Below are 18,960 nucleotides of genomic sequence, written 5' to 3' on the forward strand. Positions count from 1 at the left end.
TGTTGAATACATAAACAATAAAAAAACATGGCAACTAAAATTAGATTGCAGAGACATGGTAAAAAAGGGAAACCTTTTTACCACGTAGTAGTAGCAGATGCACGTGCTCCACGTGATGGTAAATTTATCGAGCGTATTGGATCTTACAATCCAAATACGAATCCAGCGACTATCGTTTTGGATTTTGATAAAGCATTAGATTGGATGAACAAGGGTGCACAACCTACTGACACAGCTCGCGCTATCCTTTCTTACAAAGGTGTTTTATACAAAAAACATTTACAAGGTGGTGTGAAAAAAGGAGCTTTTGATGACGCTAAATCTGAAGAGCTTTTTGCAACTTGGGTTCAGGGTAAAGAATCTGAAATCGAAGGTAAAAAATCTGGCTTAGCAAAATCTAACGATGAGCTAAAAAAAGCTGCACTAGCAGCTGAGGCTAAGAAAAAAGAAGACAGAGGAGCAGCTATTGCAGCGAAAAATGCTCCAGTTGCAGAAGAAGAGGTAGCTGAGGAAGCACCTGCAGATCAGGCAACTGAAAACACTGAAGAAACTGAAGGATAATCTTCTTTCATAAAGTATTCAAAATGGCCGGTTCAGTTAAATGAATCGGCTTTTTTATTTCTTTGCATGTCGGTAGGAGCTGTGTGGATTGAATTGATTATTTTTGTTAATTAAGTAATAAAGATGACTACAGAACAAAGTTTTTACATAGGATACATCAGTAAAACACGAGGACTTAAGGGAGAACTTCAGCTCTTTTTTGAATTTGAAGATTACGCTGCTTTAGATTTTGATGTTGTATTCCTTGAAGTGAATAAGAAGTTGGTTCCTTATTTTGTTGAACAGCTAAAGCTGCACAATAACAGTACAGCATATGTAAACTTTGAGGATGTTGACCATATCGATAAAGCTCAGAGTTTGGTTCGAAAGAAAGTATATCTGCCCAATGATAAAATGCCTGAGCGGGACCCGGATGATTTTCGCTACACGGATTTGGTTGGGTATACGGCCCTAGATGAAAAAAAAGGAGAACTTGGGGAAATCATAGCTGTTCAAGAAATGCCTCAGCAGTTCATCGCTACAGTTATGATCAATGACCAACAGGTTCTTTTTCCGTTAAATGAGGATTTAATCCTCGGGATTGATCCTGAGGAAAAAATCATTGTATTAACATTGCCTGAGGGATTAATTGATGTGTATTTAACTATCGATTAGTATTTTTTGCAAGCTGTTTTTGGCCTTTAGAACACTGTTTTTGAGGCAATCTTTACCTTTTTTATTAATTCATTTTGAGTTTAAGCTTAGTTTAACGATATTAGCCCTCGCTTATAGAGAAAGGCAGAGGGAATAGACCCGCTGAAGCCTTAGCAACCTGACCCAGTTCAAGGTGCTACATTCTACCCCGTATGGGAAAGATAAGCTTAAAAACCGGTATCCACTGTGTTTTCTCTAAGGCCTAATCTTGTTTTATGAAAATTGTAGATCACATTAAAAACGCAAAGGGAAAAACCTTGTATTCTTTTGAATTATTACCACCGGCTAAAGGGCAAGGAATTCAAAGTATTTTCCAATCCATGGATGAGTTAATGGAATTTAATCCACCATTTATTGATGTGACCTATCATCGGGAGGATTACCTCTATAAACAACATGCCAGCGGTTTATTGGAACGAGTATCCTATCGCAAACGTCCGGGAACGGTAGCTATTTGCGCAGCGATTATGAGTAAATATAAGGTGGATGCGGTTCCTCATTTAATTTGTGGAGGTTTTACGAAGGAAGAGACTGAAAATGCGTTGATTGACTTAAACTTTTTAGGAATTGATAATGTATTGGTTCTTCGAGGAGACGCTCGAAAAGGCGATGCGGATTTTATCCCCACTCAGGGTGGCCATGCTTACGCAACCGAACTTCTGGAGCAGGTTGTTGATATGAATAAAGGACAGTATTTGCACGAAGATATCACCATATCTGAAAAAACGAATTTTTGTATTGGTGTCGCTGGCTATCCCGAGAAACATTTTGAAGCTCCAAACTTCAATACTGACTTTAAGTGGCTTAAGAAAAAAGTAGAAATGGGCGCGGAGTTTATCGTTACTCAGATGTTTTTTAATGTGGAAAAATATAAAGAGTTTGTGAATAAATGCCGTGAGAACGATATTCATGTACCTATTATTCCTGGTTTGAAACCGCTTACCTCTAAAAATCAACTTATTACTCTGCCCCGCATATTTCATCTGGACATTCCGGAAGATTTAAGTGATGCCGTCGCTGGCTGTAAGACGAATGCGGATGTACGTCAGGTAGGGGAAGAATGGCTTGTGAATCAATGCAAGGAATTGATCGAATTTGGCGCTCCTGTTTTACATTTTTACACCATGAGTAATCCTGGACCGACCAAGAAAATTGTACAAAAATTGGTTTAATTAAGCGTTCTGCTAGACCAACTAACGAAAAGGCAAGATACATATCTTGCCTTTTTTTAATTAAATTTATTTCTTAATACGCTTACAATAACTTTTTTTTTCCTATTGGTTTATTTTGTAAAAAAATGACCTGTCAAGCGTTATTAACAGCCAAAATCGGTTAACTAAAATGGAACTTGTTTCCTAATAATTGCCAAGCCCCTTTCCGAGTAATTGTTTATTTTTTTACGCATTATCTTAAATAAAGCCCTTCAATGTATCTATGAAAAATGCGGCAAATCTAGGACTTACATTTTAAATTATTGTTACAATATGATTAATTGCACCCGTTTATTTGTAACATTAGCGGTGATAAAAGTTAAAAAATAATTTTTTATTGCAAGGGTTGTTAAAAAATGTTAATGTTGTATAATCCTATGCTTGCATAGTATATTGTGAACGTATAGTTTGCGGTAAAAATGATAATAACCAGAATAATCCTATAGGATACCTAGATTATTCTGTTATGTGTCAAGGATTTAACTCTAAGGAATTATGTTGTTATGATTATATATAACTCTCCGAAAGTGCCTTGTTTTTTATTTTTCTCCAAGAGAAAAAGCAAGAATGAAAAGATAAAGGTGTCCGCCAATTCGTGAATTCACAGTGCATTTATAAATCATCAGAAAATACAAACTATTACTAAACAATTATACAAATGAAACAAAAATTACTCAGTATTATTTTTGTGCTAACCTGTCTGATTGGACAGTCGTTTGCACAAAGTCGGCAAGTGAGTGGAAAGGTTACTGCGGCCGATAGCGGTACTCCACTGAGTGGCGTATCAGTCACTATTGTAGGTTCCATTGAAGCAACTCAAACTGATGATTCGGGAAATTACTCGATCTCTACAGAAGGAGCCAGTCCGGAATTATCCTTTTCGTACATCGGATACGTTACTCAACGTGTTTCCGTAGGAACCCGTTCAACTGTAAATGTACAACTTGTGGTTGAAGATGAGACACTTGAAGAGGTTGTGGTTACCGCATTGGGCATTTCCAGGGACAAGAAGTCTTTGGGTTACGCGACTCAGGAAGTCAAAGGAGAGCTGTTGACTGCCGCAAGAGGTGGTAATGCTTTGCAGTCTCTTTCGGGAAATGTAGCGGGTGCCGTAATTTCTGCGCCTTCATCCAGTCTTGGTGGATCAACCCGTATCGTTTTGAGGGGTATCGGATCGTTAACTGGTGAGAATAGGCCATTGATTGTCGTGGATGGTATTCCTTTGGATAACTCAAATTATAACTCGAACAATACCCAACGAGGTGGTGGCGGCCGGGATTATGGAGATGCGGCCTTTGATATCAATCCAGACGATGTTGAATCGGTGAATGTTCTAAAAGGTGGGCCAGCGTCTGCTCTTTATGGTGCTAGAGCGGCAAATGGTGTGGTATTAATCAAGACAAAAAGAGCGAAACAGGGGCGTGATGAAATCACCCTGAATACTGGTGTTGCTTTTGAAAATTTAGGAATTACCCCAAATTTACAAAGTTTATATGGCGGAGGATTCTCTTCAGATTTTGCGACTCAGATGATTAACGGTAAAGAATATAAGCTTGTGGATTATGGTGCAGATGAATCTTGGGGACCAAAATTGGACGGTCAGCAGGTATTGCACTGGGATGCCTTTGATCCTAACGATACCGAAAACTATTTAAAAACCCGGCCATGGAGCTACCCAACAAATGATTACCGTACATTCTTTGAAACGGGTACAACCTGGACTAATTCGGTTTCTTTATCCAAGTCTTACGAAAATACCTCCGCGAGATTGTCCTTATCCAATGTGAGCCAGTCAGGTATGGTGCCGAATTCGGAACTAAAAAGAAGCACTGTTAATCTAAGCATTAATAATAAGTTCTCGGAGAAATTGACGGCTAGCGGTAATTTGAACTACGTTCGTACAAATGGTTTTAACCGTCCTGAGCAAGGTTATGGCAACAACTCAATTGGTCAAAAAATGTTTCAGTGGGGGCAAACTCAATTAGATTATGGCCGATTGAAAAATTATAAAACAATCACCGGTGAGCAGAAAACATGGAACCGTTCTTCATGGGATGATGCAGCCGCGAAATATTCGGATAATTATTATTGGATTATCAATGAAAATACAGCCGAAGACCAACGGGATCGTTTCTATGGTAACGTAGAACTTCGTTATGATTTTATGCCAGGTTTATATTTAACGGGTAATGTTTACGGTGATAATTATACCTTGAAAATTAATTCTCAGGTAGCAGTCGGATCGCAAGCGATTTCTGAATTCACAGAAAATATCCGTGAGATAACTGAGATGAATTACGAGAGTAGGTTACACTTCGATAAAACTTGGGATAAATTTTCATTAAATTCCTTTATTGGAGTGAACCGTCGTAATTCAAATAGATTTTCCTCTGATGCCTCAACCTCAGGAGGGTTAATCGTTCCTGGTTTGTATACGATAAATAATAGTGCAGAGCAGGCGTCAATTTCAACAACGTTGAGTCGCAAACGTGTAAATTCCGTGTTTGGGAATTTCTCTGCGGGATATGATGAATTGGTATTTGTTGATTTTGGGTGGAGGAATGACTGGTCTTCAACCTTACCGGCAGACAATAACTCCTATTTCTACCCTTCGGTTACAGGGTCGTTTGTGTTTTCTCGGTTGACAGATGCTGCCTGGTTGAATTTTGGTAAGCTTCGTGCGGGATGGTCACAAGTGGGTAACGATACTGATCCATACAATTTGATCGATGTGTATTCAAATAGGGTCTTTGATAATACCAACTTCATAAAAAGTCCCTATTTCATGAAAGGTTTATCGAAATTGAATGCTGATTTGCGTCCTGAGACTAAAAAATCCTATGAATTCGGGATTGAAGCCCAGATGTTTCAAAGCCGGGTAGGTATTGATTTTACCTATTACAATGAGGAAACCACCGACTTAATTATGAGTGTTTCAACAGGCGCGGAGACTGGATTTTCTTCAAAAGTTATGAATGCTGGTCGTGCGATTAACAAGGGTATTGAAGCGATGGTTACGTTGGTTCCCGTGCGTAATGATGATTTTGAATGGGTTTCAAACATTAATTTTGCAAAAAATAATAATGAAGTTGCGGAATTATTTGGGGATTTGAAAACATTGACTATAGCTACAGCACCATTTAAAGCTTCTTTAATTGCGATGGTGGATCAACCATTCGGACAAATTTACGGTTCGAATTTTATTTTTGATGACCAAGGGAATAAGGTTGTGGGTGCAAACGGCTTGTATTTAGCATCAGACGTACAGAACTTAGGGTCAATTTTACCAGATTTTAATGCAGGGTGGCGCAATACGTTCAATTATAAAGCATTTACGCTTTCTGCATTAATTGATATGCAAAAGGGAGGAAAGTATTTCTCGGTATCTAATATGTTTGGTAATTATACAGGTGTATTGGAAGAAACTGCTGCAAACGGTGTCCGTGAATCTGGGATTGTTACCCCAGGGGTCACTGGTGATGTAACGCGTAACCAGGATGGAACCTACACGGTAACAAATACTGCCCAAAACACTAAAAATGTTGGAGCTTCAGATTATTACGGTCATTTTTATGCTGGTCCTACCGCTCAAAACGTTTTTAATGCAGATTACATTAAACTAAGGGAAATAACCTTAGGATATAAACTTCCTTCGGATTTTCTTAATAAAATGCATATAAAAGGTGCGACCATTTCTGGTTTTGCAAGAAACTTAGCGACATGGGGTTTGGATAATAAAAACTTTGATCCTGAAATGGCCACCACTGGTAGTGGTAATATTCAAGGTTTTGAAGGGGGTAACTTACCAGCTTCTAGAACTTTCGGATTAAACTTAAAACTAGATTTTTAAAAATTTGACTTGGTAATATGAAAAATATAAAAACAATACTATTATCTTCTGTTATAGGACTCTCTGCCTTGTCGATGGCATCCTGTACAAAGGATTTAGCGGAAATAAACGAAAATCCGAATTCGCCGGAAATTGTACCTACAAATACAATATTTACTGGTGCAAACAGATATTTATTAACCTTCACTCGAGACGGATGGTGGCAAATGCGTATGTCCATGCCTTGGATGCAATATGCAGCGCAAAACAATTACATTGAAGAAGATAAATATCAATATCGCGATGTGCAAACCAATAATGGGTGGGTGGATTTATACCGTACAGCAAATAATTACAAGGATATAATCGAAAAATGTGAGAATCCAGAATTAGTTGCTCAAATGTCTAACTATGGTAATTTGGATAACCAAATTGCCGCCTCCCGCATTATGCTGGCTTATGTTTTTGATAATTTGGTAACCCATTTCGGTTCGGTACCATACTGGTCATACGGACAAAAAGATAATCCGAATTTTCAGGCTTTGAATATTGATCAATATTTAACTCCGGTATATGCTTCAGAGGAAGAGATTTATAAAGATTTACTAAAAGAATTGAAGGAAGCCTCGGCGCAAATCGTTGATGGTGAAAATGTTTTCGCTGGTGGTGATTACATCTACGATGGTGATGAGCAAAAGTGGAAAAAATTCGCCAATTCATTGAGATTGCGTATTGCAAACAGAATAAAACACAAACTGCCAAGTGCAGCTGCTGAGATTCAAGATGCGATAAATAGCGGCGTATTTAGTTCGAATGCCGACAATGCGATACATGCATTTGGAGAAAATAATAACGATGCGAACCCCTTCTGGAAATTATTTTATGTGGGAAACAGGACCGATTTCTGGGTGAATCGTTCCTTTATTCAATTGCTTAAAGGTGTGACTGGTGATTTTGGTTTTGACCCTAGATTATATAAAGTAGCGGCGCCAAAAGGTTTAACTTTTACCGCATATACCGAAGATGGCTATGAGGATTCTGATAATATGGCGGATTATCCAGGTATGCCTTATGGTTTACCAGCGGTGGAAACGTATTATCAAGCAACAGCGAATATTAATATTTTCTCCAAAGATTATTTAAGAATCGATCGTGGTGAAGTTTTAATGGAGTATTCTGAGGTGGAATTTATCTTAAGCGAGGTAAATAATTGGTCTCAGGAGAATTATGAAAAGGCTGTTCGTGCAAACATGGAACGTTTAGCGGTACCTGCTTCTGATATTACGGAGTTTATTGGTAATCTTCCTGCGGCAAGTAAAGAAACCGTACTTACTCAGAAATATGTGACATTAATGTATAATCCTGATGAATCTTGGAATGAATACAGAAGGACCGGATACCCAACAACTGAGATTTTGTTGATGCCGGGAGAAGGCGCTAAGCGTCCTCATGACAATTCGGCCTATACCTTTACACCTTTACAATCGGGAAATGTTATAGCTAAAGACATACCCGCACGTGTAAGGTATCCAGTTACCCAGCAAACGCTTAATCCGACCAATTGGAATGCAGCTGTAGGTGTAATGGGCGGTGATGAGATTGATAAAAAGCTCTGGTTTGCTAAATAAAACCTTTGCGTATTCTGTACTAGAATTCGTTTAAAAAAAGAATCCCCATCGTTTTACGATGGGGATTCTTTATGGGGTAATATATCCTGGGGTGATTTGAGCGCTAATTTTGCCTACGATAGCCAAGAGAATCTCCATTGTTAAATTGTGTTAACATCAGTATATGGTGTGGGATTCTTAATTACCTTTAGTTTACTAATTAGAGAATTATGAATTACAACAAAACCAACAACAGTTTGGGCTGGACTTGTGGAGCGATAGCTTTGCTGATTTATGTCTTGAGCGCAGAAAAATCAACGAGTTGGTGGGATACCGGTGAATTTATTGCCTCAGCCTACAAACTTGAAATTGTCCACCAACCTGGAGCTCCTCTTTTTCTTTTGATCCAGAATTTATTTTCCAATCTAGCTTTTTCGGATTCTTCTAAAATTGCCTTTTGGATGAACGTTGGCTCGGGAGTTTGTAGCGCATTAACCATCACATTTCTTTTTTGGACGATTACAGCCTTGGCGCGTAAGATTCTTTGCAAAAAGAAAGAACCTTCAGCAGAAAAATCGATCCAGATTCTCGCTGCCGGATTGCTGGGGGCACTTGCCTATAGTTTTTCGGATACTTTTTGGTATTCAGCTGTGGAATCGGAAGTTTACGCGATGTCCTCTTTATGTACCGCAAGTGTATTTTGGCTCGCCCTAAAGTGGGATTTACGAGCAGATCAACCGGATTCCAACCGATGGCTGCTGTTAATTGCCTATGTAATGGGACTCTCAATCGGAGTGCACCTGCTTAATCTATTGACTATTCCGGCGATTGGTTTGTTGATTTATTTTCGAAAATCCAACCAAATTTCGTGGTTAGGGATTACCAAATCACTACTACTTGGTATAGGTGTATTGGGGTTTATCCTTTGGGGGATTATCCAGTCCTCAGTTAAAATAGCTGCATATTTTGATTTGTTTTTTGTAAACTCTTTGGGTTTGCCATTTGGAACTGGGATTGTTCTTTTTGTGGGAATATTGATTGCAACTCTGGTGTGGGGTATCTATTTTTCCATCAGAAGAAATAAACCCATTCTACAGCTTGCAATTTTGAGCACCTGTTTTATTTTCTTCGGTTTTGGATCCTATGCTATGCTCATGATCAGGGCGCAGACCAACATTTCCTTAAACAATTATAATCCGGATAATGCGTTCTCTTTTCTGGGATATCTAAGTAGAGAGCAGTATCAGACAGAGCCCTTGTTTAAGGGACCGGACTTTGACTCAAAAAAAGTTGGAATCACACAAGGAGTAAGCTATCGAAAAGATAAAGATAAATATACGAAAATCAAGACTAATGGTTCATATGAGTACGACAAAGAGGTGTTATTCCCGCGTGTTTATAGCGAGAAGCACAGCGACTTTTACCGACAATATTTAGGTTTGAAGGAAGGCGAGAGTCCAAGTCTTCTGCATCGGTTTACATTCTTTTTTAGTTATCAATTGAATCACATGTACGGCAGGTATTTTATGTGGAACTTTGCAGGTCGACAGAATGATAGTCCATCGCAAGGGGAATATTCAAATGGTAACTGGATATCCGGATTTTCACTGATTGATGGATGGAGGATCCCCGGAATTGACGCCCTTTCGTCTACTTTCAAAGATGACCCCAGTAGAAAAACTTATTTCTTCGTTCCATTGATTCTAGGACTTATTGGATTCCTTTGGCAATTGAGTAAAAGTAAAAAAGATACCGTTGTGATCGGTTTGTTATTTTTCTTTACAGGCATCGCTATCGTACTTTACCTAAATCAATATCCGCAGCAACCTCGAGAAAGGGATTATGCTTTTGCCGGTAGTTTCTATATTTTTGCCATATGGATTGGTTTAGGGTTGATTGGCCTAGTTGAATATCTTCAAAGGTTCCTCCGGATGAATCCCAAGTCGTTTTCAATCCTTGCCGGTGTTATTTGTGTCCTTGCCGGACCCGTTTGGATGCTTAAGGAAAACTGGGTTGATCATAATCGCTCAGATCGAATGCTCTCCAGAGAGGTTGCTTTAAATACATTGAATTCTTGCGAGCCGAATGCAATTCTATTTACGTATGCCGATAACGATACTTTTCCTCTTTGGTATTTACAAGAAGTCGAAGGGATACGTACTGATGTAAGAGTCTTGAATTATGGATATCTTCAATCGGATTGGTATCTCAAACAGGCCATCTCGGATGTCAACCAATCCGAAAAGCTTCCCTTGGGATTTGATTACGATCTAGTCAAGAAAGGTGTTAGAGATGGGTTGATGGTTGTGGATTTAGGTGTTCAGGGGTACTCTGACCTTGATCAAGTTTTACAAATTCTTCTTTCTGATGACAAAAGAAACCAAATTCAAATGCGAAACGGTGAATTTGAAAATGTACTTGCCAATCGGAAATTAAGATTAAAGATTGATAAAGAGTCAGTGATCAAAAATAAAGTTGTTCCACAAGATTGGCAATCGAGTATTCCTCAATATATGCAATGGGAATATAACCAAGATTTTGTTTCCAGAGCTGAACTGAGTTTAATGGCTATTTTAGTTCATAATAATTGGGAGCGTCCGATTTACTTTACAACTATGAGTCCTGCTTCTAGTTTTATGGGCATGGACAAATATTTAGCCTCAGAGGGCTTAGTCTATAAATTAATGCCAATTGAGGCAGGACAGATAGAAGATCAGCCAAGCTTAGTGAATGCAGACCAGATCTATTCCAATGTTGTTGATAAATTTCAATGGTCAACGATTAGTTCTTTAAATCATTTTGATACCGATTCTAATTTTTATTATCAAGGGTGGATTTTGCCCCATGTTTATGAACAGGGGCTAATGGCTTTGGTAAAACAAAACAGAATGGACAAGGCAAAGGTGTTGGCGTTAAAGGCATACGAATTTCAACCAAAAAAAATAAGCTCTATGCGGCATTCGTATTTAAATGCAACTGTTGTGGATACGCTTTATAAGGTTAAGGAGCTCGATAAAGCAAATATTTTTGCTGCTAAAAACTTAAAGGCTATTGATGCGCATTTGACTCGTCAGTTGGAGATTACCAAAAGGGCAGCCATGGGTTTTGATGTTTACGAAATGCAATTGGGACTCGCGGCTCTGCAGAGATATTCCACGATTTTCGCCGAATCTAATAATCAAAAGTTGTTAGCCCAGGCCAAAAATATGGAAGAGAAGTACAGAAGCGCATGGTTATGATGGTCTGGTACCAGAAGAAACCATGCTAATTTGTTGAGGTATCATACACAATAAAGGACCAAATTTCTCGTGAATTTGGTCCTTTATTGTGTTAGTCGACTGTATATTAAAGTCTATGTTTTAGCATTGCACCAGGGACTTTGATCCAGCATGCTTTTCATGTTATCCTTTTTTAACTTCCTTCGCCCACGAGTCTTTTAGGGTAACGGTCCTGTTGAATATCAATTGTTCTTTGGAGCTATTTTTATCAAGGGTATAATAACCAAGTCGTATAAATTGATATCCTGTTCCTAACTCTGCATTTGCTAAATCAGGTTCAATGAAGGCATTATCAATGATTTGTAAACTCTCTGGGTTGATGGTTTGTTTGAAGTCATCTGCTGAAGCTGGATTTTCAATTTGAAAAAGACGGTCGTATAGTCTAATTTGGGCCTGTTTTGCATGTTTAACGGATACCCAATGAATTGTACCTTTTACTTTTATTCCTGATTCGTCTTCTCCAGATTTAGAATTTGGGGCATAGCGACAATGAACCTCTGTTACTCTTCCATTCTCATCCTTTTTGAAGCTCTCGCAAGTAACAATATATCCATGTTTTAACCGGACCGAAAGACCAGGCCCTAATCGGAAAAATTTCTTAGGTGCATCTTCCATAAAGTCGTCTCTTTCAATCCATAATTCGTTAGAAAAAGGGATTTTCCTGAAACCTCCTCCACCTTCAACCTCTGGATTGTTTTCGCCCTCTAATTCTTCGATCAAACCCTCTGGGTAGTTGGTGATCACTAATTTGATAGGATCTAGAACTGCCATCCTTCGCCAAGCGGTTTTATTCAGATCTTCACGCACACAGAATTCTAGCAAGCTCATGTCGATCATGTTTTCACGCTTCTGAATTCCTATCCGTTCACAAAAATTACGAATACTGGCCGGACTATATCCTCGACGGCGCAAGCCTGCAATTGTTGGCATTCTTGGATCATCCCAGCCTTCTACAAAATTTTCATTTACCAATTGCAATAACTTACGTTTACTCATGACCGTATAGGTCAAGTTTAATCGTGCGAACTCGTATTGTTTGGAAGGGAATATCTCTAACTTATTGATCAACCAGTCGTATAAAGGACGATGCGGTATGAACTCCAGCGTACATACGGAATGTGTGATTTTCTCAATTGAATCGGATTGTCCATGTGCAAAATCATACATCGGATAAATACACCATTTATCACCTGTACGGTGATGATTAACGTGTTTAATCCGGTAAATAAGTGGATCCCGCAGATGCATATTAGGGCTTGCTAGGTCAATCTTAGCGCGCAATACTTTTTCTCCATCTTTATACTTTCCTTCACGCATTTCATTGAAAATTTGAAGATTCTCTGAAATGGATCGATTTCTAAATGGAGTTGGTACTCCGGGTTCGGTAGGTGTTCCTTTTGCCGCTGCAATTTCCTCAGCACTGCTGTCATCAACATACGCTAGACCTTTGTTTATTAACTCAATAGCGAATTGAAACAGGTTGTCAAAATAATCAGAGGTATACAGTTCTTCGGCCCATTGGAATCCCAACCATTGAATATCTTTTTTAATGCTCTCTACATATTCTGTATCTTCAGTTACAGGGTTGGTATCATCAAAACGCAGATTTGTTTTTCCCTTGTAGCGCTGAGCTAAAGAAAAGTTTAAGCAGATTGATTTAGCATGTCCAATATGAAGATAGCCATTTGGCTCTGGTGGGAAACGGGTCAATACACGTCCGTCATTTTTCCCTTCTTGAAGATCCTGTTGAATGATCTCTTCAATAAAATTCAATGATTTTTCTTCTTCTACCATGTAGCAAAGTTAGCTATTTCAACGATATATTGAATGTATGATTAAGGAATACTTACCGCAATTTTTTGTATTTTCGATTTAAATTAAGGTTTCATGAGATTTAAACTATTATTTGTTTTAACAATGCTGATACCCATTTGTGTATTGGCTCAAAAAAAACAGAAACCCAAGATGCTGGTGTATGGATCAGATATTACTGCTTTTTGTGCCGCAATTCAATCTGCAAAGTCCAATGTTCCAACTCTTTGGGTTCTTGATGGAGATGCTCAGGAGCTTCTGCAGGAGGTTACCAAAGAACCCCTGAAAATTAAGAATAATACGCATTTAGACGGTGGGATTTGGATGAGTCTTTTGATGAAGATGGCCATATCCAACACCAGTAACGATTCACTAGCACAAATTGTAAAAAGAGATTTTAGTCCAATACTCGCAAGAAATGCAATCTTGAAGATGATTGAGGAAAATCCTAATCTCACTCTAGTTAGAAATCAAAGAATCATTGAAGCCCAGAAAGGGCGAAAAGACTGGAAAATAACGCTCTCCAATAAACAGACCTTTCGTGTTTTATCTATAGTTGATGCAAGCGTTCAAGGGAATTTATATGCAGAGAGTTCGCCCGTTAAAAAGGATAGTATAAAGAATTTTTTTAGCCCGGCAAAGCAACTCTCTTTACCCTTAAGCAGGACTAGCCTGGGTGCCGCTGAAATAGATGATGAAGTTCATGTTATCTTATTACAGGATTTATTGGCTTTTGAGCATGAGAATGTATTTGATTTAGGTTTTCTGAGGATGATGCAGAAGAACCCAGAATCTTTGGCATTTCGAGCCGCCTATGGACAAGCTGTGGGAGCTTTGGCTGCTTATTGTGCCTTTTTTAAAACAGATACAAAAGCTCTAGATATCCGAAAATTGCAAGCTGAATTGTTAAGTTTTTCGGCCAGGTTGATCCCATATCAGGATATTAAGGGAGATGACCCTCATTTTACGACCATTCAAAAATTATATTTAACAGGCATTTTTTTGGGACAGCAGGTTCAAGATCAGTATCTTTTTAATTGGGAAGAACCTATACGCTTTGAGGAAATTAAACCTGTATTAAACAACCTTTATACCCGAAGCCAGTTATGGTTCTTGGACAATAATCGGGATGATGTTTTGTCATGGGGTGACCTGCTAGGTTTAATTAAATTTATCTCCTTTAAGGGGGATGAAGTAGAAGCTCAAGTGAAAAAAGATTGGCAGGTCCGTCGGAAATTCAAAGGTGATTTTAGTTTGAAAAATCCGGTTAACAGGCGACAATTCGCCGTAATGATGGATTTATACTCAAGCGCTTTCGCTAAGGCCATTGATAGCCATGGCAAGTTTATAAATTAAGGCGGAAAATTGAATCTATTCGTTTATAAATGACAAAAAGCTCCTGCTTGGAGCTTTTTGTCGTATTATCGGTAGTACGTATTGGCTATTTATAGGCGAATACTTTCCCTAAAGATTCGTTGTTGGTAAACGTGCATTCCAGGTTGTTGAGCTTCCCGGTTGCAATATCGATCACCATGCCATGAACAGCGAGGTCGGCTCCATTTTTCCATGCGTTTTGAACAATGGAAGTGGTTGTTAAGTTGAATACCTGTTCCTTTACATTCAATTCCACAAGTTTATTTTTTTTCTCCTCCTCATTAGTTATGGAATCAATTTCTTCTGCATGTAAGCGGTAAACATCTTTAATGTGGCATAACCAGTTGTCTATGATTCCAAATTGTTGACTGCTTAGGGAAGCAGCAACTCCGCCACATCCATAGTGTCCGGCAACCACAATTTGTTTCACCTTAATTACATTGACTGCATAATCCAGTACAGCTAGCATACTCATGTCAGAATGAACACACATATTGGCGATGTTCCGATGTACAAAAACTTCGCCCGGTTTCATACCCGTAATTTCATTTGCAGGGACGCGACTATCTGCACAACCAATCCATAATATTTCTGGATTTTGGCCATGTGACAATTGTTCAAATCTTCCGGTTGTGTCTTTGGAAACAAATTCTACCCATGAATTATTTCCTTTAATAATGTTGTTAAATCCTTCTTCTAGTTCTTTTTTACCCATTATTTTTCTATTTAAATGCAAGTCACATGAAAATTTCAATCAAATTTCTGCATTTTTTAATTAATTTATACTAACTCTTTATTTTTTTGTTTTATTCTTCTTTTTCTTGGTTTGCTATTGACCTCATAAAGTTCAATGGCAATCCCCTTATTGATTGCATTTAGCTCATAATCTTTGAGAACATCAATGACATCTTTGTCTATAAATTTACTCTTATGACCATCAATATAGATTGACTTTACACCCTTTGGTAGATTATATAGTTGTTGTTGAATAGGTGCCTTGTTTAAAAAAGACACTTCTTCTGCTAAGGTAAGAACGGCCTTTAGGGACTCTTCTTGTTGGTTTTGGCTGATGTTTATGTGAAAAGAGTTTCGCATATTGGCTTTTAAAATATAAAAGGTGGCAACCAGAATTCCAATACCCACACCCACTAATAAATCGGTGACCATAATTGCCGCTACGGTGATGGTGAAAGGGATGAACTGGTCAAGTCCTTTCGAATACATCTTCTTAAACATTATTGGTTTTGCTAATTTATAACCCGTGTGGATTAAAATGGCAGCCAAAGCAGCTAATGGAATTAAATTAAGCACTCCAGGAATAACAAGTACAGCGATTAATAACCACAAGCCATGTAACATGGCTGATTGTCGCGTTCTTCCGCCGGCACCTACATTGGCCGAAGACCTTACGATAACCGAGGTCATTGGCAATCCGCCTAATAAACCACTACCCATATTTCCTAAACCTTGCGCGATTAATTCTCTGTTGGTTGGTGTATTGCGTTTGAGGGGATCAATTTTGTCAATTGCCTCAATGCTCAAGAGCGTTTCCAAACTAGCTACTATGGCAATGGTGAATGCAATAATCCAAACCTGTTGGTTTAAAATTTGACTAAAGTCAGGAAATATAAACAGGTTTTTGAATTCGGCAAATGAGGAAACCACTGGCATACTGACATAATGTTCTGGTATTAAGGCAGAGGAGGTTCCTTGAAATAGGTATCCTAATCCTAATCCTACCAATACAACCACTAAGGGTGCTGGTATTTTATTTAATTTTTTAATACTTGGCCAATAAATAAGGATTGCCAATGATAATCCGCAGATTAGGGTTGCACCCCAATTAATTTGGCTTAATAGTGATGCGCCAGTTGTACTAAAATTTGTAAAATCTAGGGCATCATTTTGGGTAATACCGAAGGCTAATGGAATTTGCTTTAGGATGATTGTTAATCCGATTGCAGCCAACATTCCCAGGATCACAGCTGACGGGAAATAATTACCAATGATCCCAGCCTTTAGTATGCCAAATAGAAATTGAATTGCACCAGCTAGTAAAACCGCCAAAAGAAAAGTTTCATAGGCACCAAGTTCTTGAATGGCTCCTAATATTATTACGGTCAAGCCAGCTGCTGGCCCGCTGACACTCAAGGGGGATTTTGAAATGGCCGATACGACAATTCCGCCAATAATTCCAGTTAAGATTCCGGCAAATAAAGGGGCTCCTGAGGCCATAGCAATCCCTAGACATAGGGGTAATGCGACCAAGAAGACGACTATACTTGCTGGAAAATCATGTTTTAAGTCTCTTTTCGAAATTTTCAAAAAGGCAGACATACGAGTTCCAAACATCGTTTTATGTTCTAATTTTATGTAAAATAAGGTTACAAGGGTATCTGTGATAACAGTTAGCCCCGTTCCTGAGTATTCAGGAACTATACGTTGATAATAAAAAGATTAGGAGTTTGGAGGCGGTGTAGGTATGGAAGGATGAAACATGCGAATGCTTTTTTCATTTTTAAGGTAATGCTTAACGCTCGCTGCTTCCAGTATTGTTGGGTTATAACTTAAGAAATCATTGGCATCAGGTTTGAAAATTTTAATTCCATTTTCGTGCAAATCCTCATTATTGCTATTTGCTCCCTTGGCCGTGTTTTCTATTTCCAATTGCATGACGACCTGAAGCATAGTGCCACTGTCAATCACATCCACAAACATAGGGGTCATAGATATCAACATCTTCGTAAAGAAAACGAAGAAACATAGCTTTGCAGCTAATATCTTATATGCCTTTGTAAATAAATGTGTCCTTGCAATCATAAACTAAACAAAAATAGATTTTAATTTTTTAAATTGAAATATTTTTGAATTTTAATTTCGAAAAAAATACTTTAAGATGATTTTTTATACGTTAGGTGCTTTTTTGTATAAAGCTGTGGCCTTATAATTGTATGGTATCATCTTTATGCCTATTTTTAGGATAAAGTTATCTTGATGATTAAATTATGAAGGAACAATTTATAGAGAAAGTTACCTCTTCTTACAAACCAAAGGGCCCTTATATTCAATTTGGTTCTGGAATCTTAAATGGTGAAATTGTTGAACAGGCAAAGGTAAATCTTGCCTTAAAAATGATGAACCGTCATGGTTTAATTGCCGGAGCAACAGGTACAGGTAAAACGCGTACATTGCAATTGATGGCCGAACAGCTCTCAGATGTGGGTGTCCCGGTTTTTATGTTGGATGTCAAAGGAGACCTTTCGGGACTCGCTGAACCAGGAAAGACAAATGATGCGTTGATCGAACGCGGTAATGCAGTTGGAATCCCTTTTGTTCCCGCCGCTTTTCCTATAGAATTGTTCTCTTTGAGTGGTAAATTGGGAGCGCCAATGCGTGTTACGGTGGAGGACTTTGGTCCTGTGCTGCTCTCTCGTATATTGGATCTGAATGATACCCAGGCTGGAGTACTAAGTGCTATCTTTAAATATGCCGAAGACAATCAACTCCCCGTAGTTGATTTTTCGGATCTAAAAAAGATGCTTAGTTATCTTTCAGAAGGACAAGGTGCCGCAGAAATTAAAGCGGACTATGGAAAGATTAGTTCCTCAAGCGCTAGTACAATTTTGAGAAAAATTGTAGGTATTGAACAGCAAAATCTAGATCACATATTCGGCGAAAAGGAATTCGAAATTGAGGATCTCTTTGGAAAAGTAGATGGCAGAGGTGTTATTTCTTTATTAAATATCTCTGATATTCAAGATCAACCTTTGTTGTTTTCAACCTTCTTGTTGAGTTTACTTGCCCAACTGTTTAAACAACTTCCTGAGGTTGGTGATCTGGATAAACCTAAATTGGTCTTTTTCTTTGACGAGGCCCATCTTCTTTTTAATGGGGCTTCTAAAACCTTTATGTCACAAATCGAGCAAATTGTTCGACTTATTCGTTCGAAAGGGGTGGGTGTTTTCTTTTGTACCCAGGCAGCAACGGATATTCCTGAATCGGTTTTGGGTCAATTGGGTAATCGTGTTCAACATGCACTTCGTGCTTTTACGCCTAATGATGCTGAAAATCTTCGAAAAACAGTTAAAACTTATCCCACTTCTGAATTTTATGAAATCGATAAAGTGTTAACCTCCTTGGGAACAGGTCAAGCTTTAGTAACTGTATTAAATGATAAGGGTATCCCTACGGAGGTCGTTGCAACTCACCTAATTCCAGCACGTGCGGTTATGGGACCATCTCAAGGGGAACTGTATACGACATTGGTGAATAATTCAGAATACGCAGCAAAGTATCAAGAAAGGGTTGAAAGACGAACAGCCTCGGAGATTTTAGAAGAACGAACAAATGCTTTTGATCAGCAACAAGCTGAGCAGTTGGCGCAAGAGGAACGTGAAAAGGAGAGTAAAAGGGGTACTTCTTCAAGTTCTAGACAAACACCATTAGAGGCCGCAAAAACCCAGGCCAGCAGGACATTGGCTCGTGAGGGGGCAAAACTTCTTGGTAAAATTGCTAACGGGATTCTGAATTCAATCTTTAAAAAGAGATAATCAGAAAATACTATATTTGCACAGATTTAATAATATAAAACTAAA

Annotated in this window: 12 protein-coding genes and 1 riboswitch; of the genes, 8 read left to right on the forward strand and 4 right to left on the reverse strand. The window is 38.5% G+C overall.

The window, feature by feature from the left end:
- Nucleotides 1-27 precede the first annotated feature (27 nt).
- From AC6CHH_RS12345 to AC6CHH_RS12370, 6 genes are all read left to right on the forward strand, one after another.
- Complete coding sequence (locus tag AC6CHH_RS12345) at nt 28-561, forward strand: 30S ribosomal protein S16 (protein ID WP_498283276.1); 534 nt, start codon at nt 28-30, stop codon at nt 559-561.
- A gap of 123 nt (nt 562-684) precedes the next feature.
- Nucleotides 685-1,215, forward strand: a complete 531-nt coding sequence (gene rimM / locus AC6CHH_RS12350; RefSeq protein ID WP_498283278.1) for a ribosome maturation factor RimM — start codon at nt 685-687, stop codon at nt 1,213-1,215.
- Nucleotides 1,216-1,323: 108 nt separating this feature from the next.
- Nucleotides 1,324-1,422: riboswitch (SAM riboswitch) on the forward strand.
- A 47-nt stretch (nt 1,423-1,469) separates the two neighbouring features.
- Nucleotides 1,470-2,426, forward strand: a complete 957-nt coding sequence (locus tag AC6CHH_RS12355) for a methylenetetrahydrofolate reductase (RefSeq protein ID WP_498283280.1) — start codon at nt 1,470-1,472, stop codon at nt 2,424-2,426.
- Between the two features lie 697 nt (nt 2,427-3,123).
- On the forward strand, nt 3,124-6,315 hold the full coding sequence (locus AC6CHH_RS12360; protein ID WP_498283282.1) for a SusC/RagA family TonB-linked outer membrane protein: 3,192 nt from the start codon (nt 3,124-3,126) through the stop codon (nt 6,313-6,315).
- Nucleotides 6,316-6,332: 17 nt separating this feature from the next.
- Nucleotides 6,333-7,922, forward strand: coding sequence for a SusD/RagB family nutrient-binding outer membrane lipoprotein (locus AC6CHH_RS12365; protein ID WP_498283284.1), 1,590 nt, complete (start codon nt 6,333-6,335; stop codon nt 7,920-7,922).
- Nucleotides 7,923-8,131: 209 nt separating this feature from the next.
- Nucleotides 8,132-11,140 carry a protein O-mannosyl-transferase family gene (locus AC6CHH_RS12370; protein WP_498283286.1) on the forward strand — a complete coding sequence of 1,003 codons (3,009 nt, stop codon included), beginning with the start codon at nt 8,132-8,134 and terminating at the stop codon, nt 11,138-11,140.
- Nucleotides 11,141-11,302: 162 nt separating this feature from the next.
- On the opposite strand, the gene AC6CHH_RS12375 is transcribed toward AC6CHH_RS12370, so the two are convergent.
- The gene (locus tag AC6CHH_RS12375; protein ID WP_498283288.1) at nt 11,303-12,973 is read right to left on the reverse strand and encodes a glutamine--tRNA ligase/YqeY domain fusion protein; all 1,671 of its coding nucleotides are present in this window, start codon (nt 12,971-12,973) and stop codon (nt 11,303-11,305) included.
- Between the two features lie 93 nt (nt 12,974-13,066).
- On the opposite strand from AC6CHH_RS12375, the gene AC6CHH_RS12380 reads away from it, so the two are divergent.
- Complete coding sequence (locus AC6CHH_RS12380) at nt 13,067-14,347, forward strand: hypothetical protein (protein WP_498283290.1); 1,281 nt, start codon at nt 13,067-13,069, stop codon at nt 14,345-14,347.
- An 85-nt stretch (nt 14,348-14,432) separates the two neighbouring features.
- Here the strand turns inward: AC6CHH_RS12380 and AC6CHH_RS12385 are convergent, their stop codons facing one another.
- The 3 genes from AC6CHH_RS12385 to AC6CHH_RS12395 form a co-directional block, all read right to left on the reverse strand.
- Complete coding sequence (locus tag AC6CHH_RS12385; RefSeq protein WP_498283292.1) at nt 14,433-15,080, reverse strand: carbonic anhydrase; 648 nt, start codon at nt 15,078-15,080, stop codon at nt 14,433-14,435.
- 65 nt (nt 15,081-15,145) lie between these two features.
- Complete coding sequence (locus AC6CHH_RS12390) at nt 15,146-16,717, reverse strand: SulP family inorganic anion transporter (protein WP_498283294.1); 1,572 nt, start codon at nt 16,715-16,717, stop codon at nt 15,146-15,148.
- Nucleotides 16,718-16,822: 105 nt separating this feature from the next.
- Nucleotides 16,823-17,185, reverse strand: coding sequence for a hypothetical protein (locus AC6CHH_RS12395; protein WP_498283296.1), 363 nt, complete (start codon nt 17,183-17,185; stop codon nt 16,823-16,825).
- 185 nt (nt 17,186-17,370) lie between these two features.
- Here AC6CHH_RS12395 and AC6CHH_RS12400 point away from each other — a divergent pair, with 185 nt between their 5' ends.
- Nucleotides 17,371-18,915: a helicase HerA-like domain-containing protein gene (locus AC6CHH_RS12400; protein WP_498283298.1), complete on the forward strand. Its 1,545-nt coding sequence runs from the start codon at nt 17,371-17,373 to the stop codon at nt 18,913-18,915.
- Nucleotides 18,916-18,960: the final 45 nt, after the last annotated feature.

This window comes from Sphingobacterium sp. GQ94 (assembly GCF_059758715.1).

Bases quoted from the DNA above. Each gene is read 5' to 3' on its own strand.
- AC6CHH_RS12345 (WP_498283276.1), top strand. From the start codon at position 28: ATGGCAACTAAAATTAGATTGCAGAGACATGGTAAAAAAGGGAAACCT.
- rimM (WP_498283278.1), top strand. From the start codon at position 685: ATGACTACAGAACAAAGTTTTTACATAGGATACATCAGTAAAACACGA.
- AC6CHH_RS12355 (WP_498283280.1), top strand. From the start codon at position 1,470: ATGAAAATTGTAGATCACATTAAAAACGCAAAGGGAAAAACCTTGTAT.
- AC6CHH_RS12360 (WP_498283282.1), top strand. From the start codon at position 3,124: ATGAAACAAAAATTACTCAGTATTATTTTTGTGCTAACCTGTCTGATT.
- AC6CHH_RS12365 (WP_498283284.1), top strand. From the start codon at position 6,333: ATGAAAAATATAAAAACAATACTATTATCTTCTGTTATAGGACTCTCT.
- AC6CHH_RS12370 (WP_498283286.1), top strand. From the start codon at position 8,132: ATGAATTACAACAAAACCAACAACAGTTTGGGCTGGACTTGTGGAGCG.
- AC6CHH_RS12375 (WP_498283288.1), bottom strand. From the start codon at position 12,973: ATGGTAGAAGAAGAAAAATCATTGAATTTTATTGAAGAGATCATTCAA.
- AC6CHH_RS12380 (WP_498283290.1), top strand. From the start codon at position 13,067: ATGAGATTTAAACTATTATTTGTTTTAACAATGCTGATACCCATTTGT.
- AC6CHH_RS12385 (WP_498283292.1), bottom strand. From the start codon at position 15,080: ATGGGTAAAAAAGAACTAGAAGAAGGATTTAACAACATTATTAAAGGA.
- AC6CHH_RS12390 (WP_498283294.1), bottom strand. From the start codon at position 16,717: ATGTTTGGAACTCGTATGTCTGCCTTTTTGAAAATTTCGAAAAGAGAC.
- AC6CHH_RS12395 (WP_498283296.1), bottom strand. From the start codon at position 17,185: ATGATTGCAAGGACACATTTATTTACAAAGGCATATAAGATATTAGCT.
- AC6CHH_RS12400 (WP_498283298.1), top strand. From the start codon at position 17,371: ATGAAGGAACAATTTATAGAGAAAGTTACCTCTTCTTACAAACCAAAG.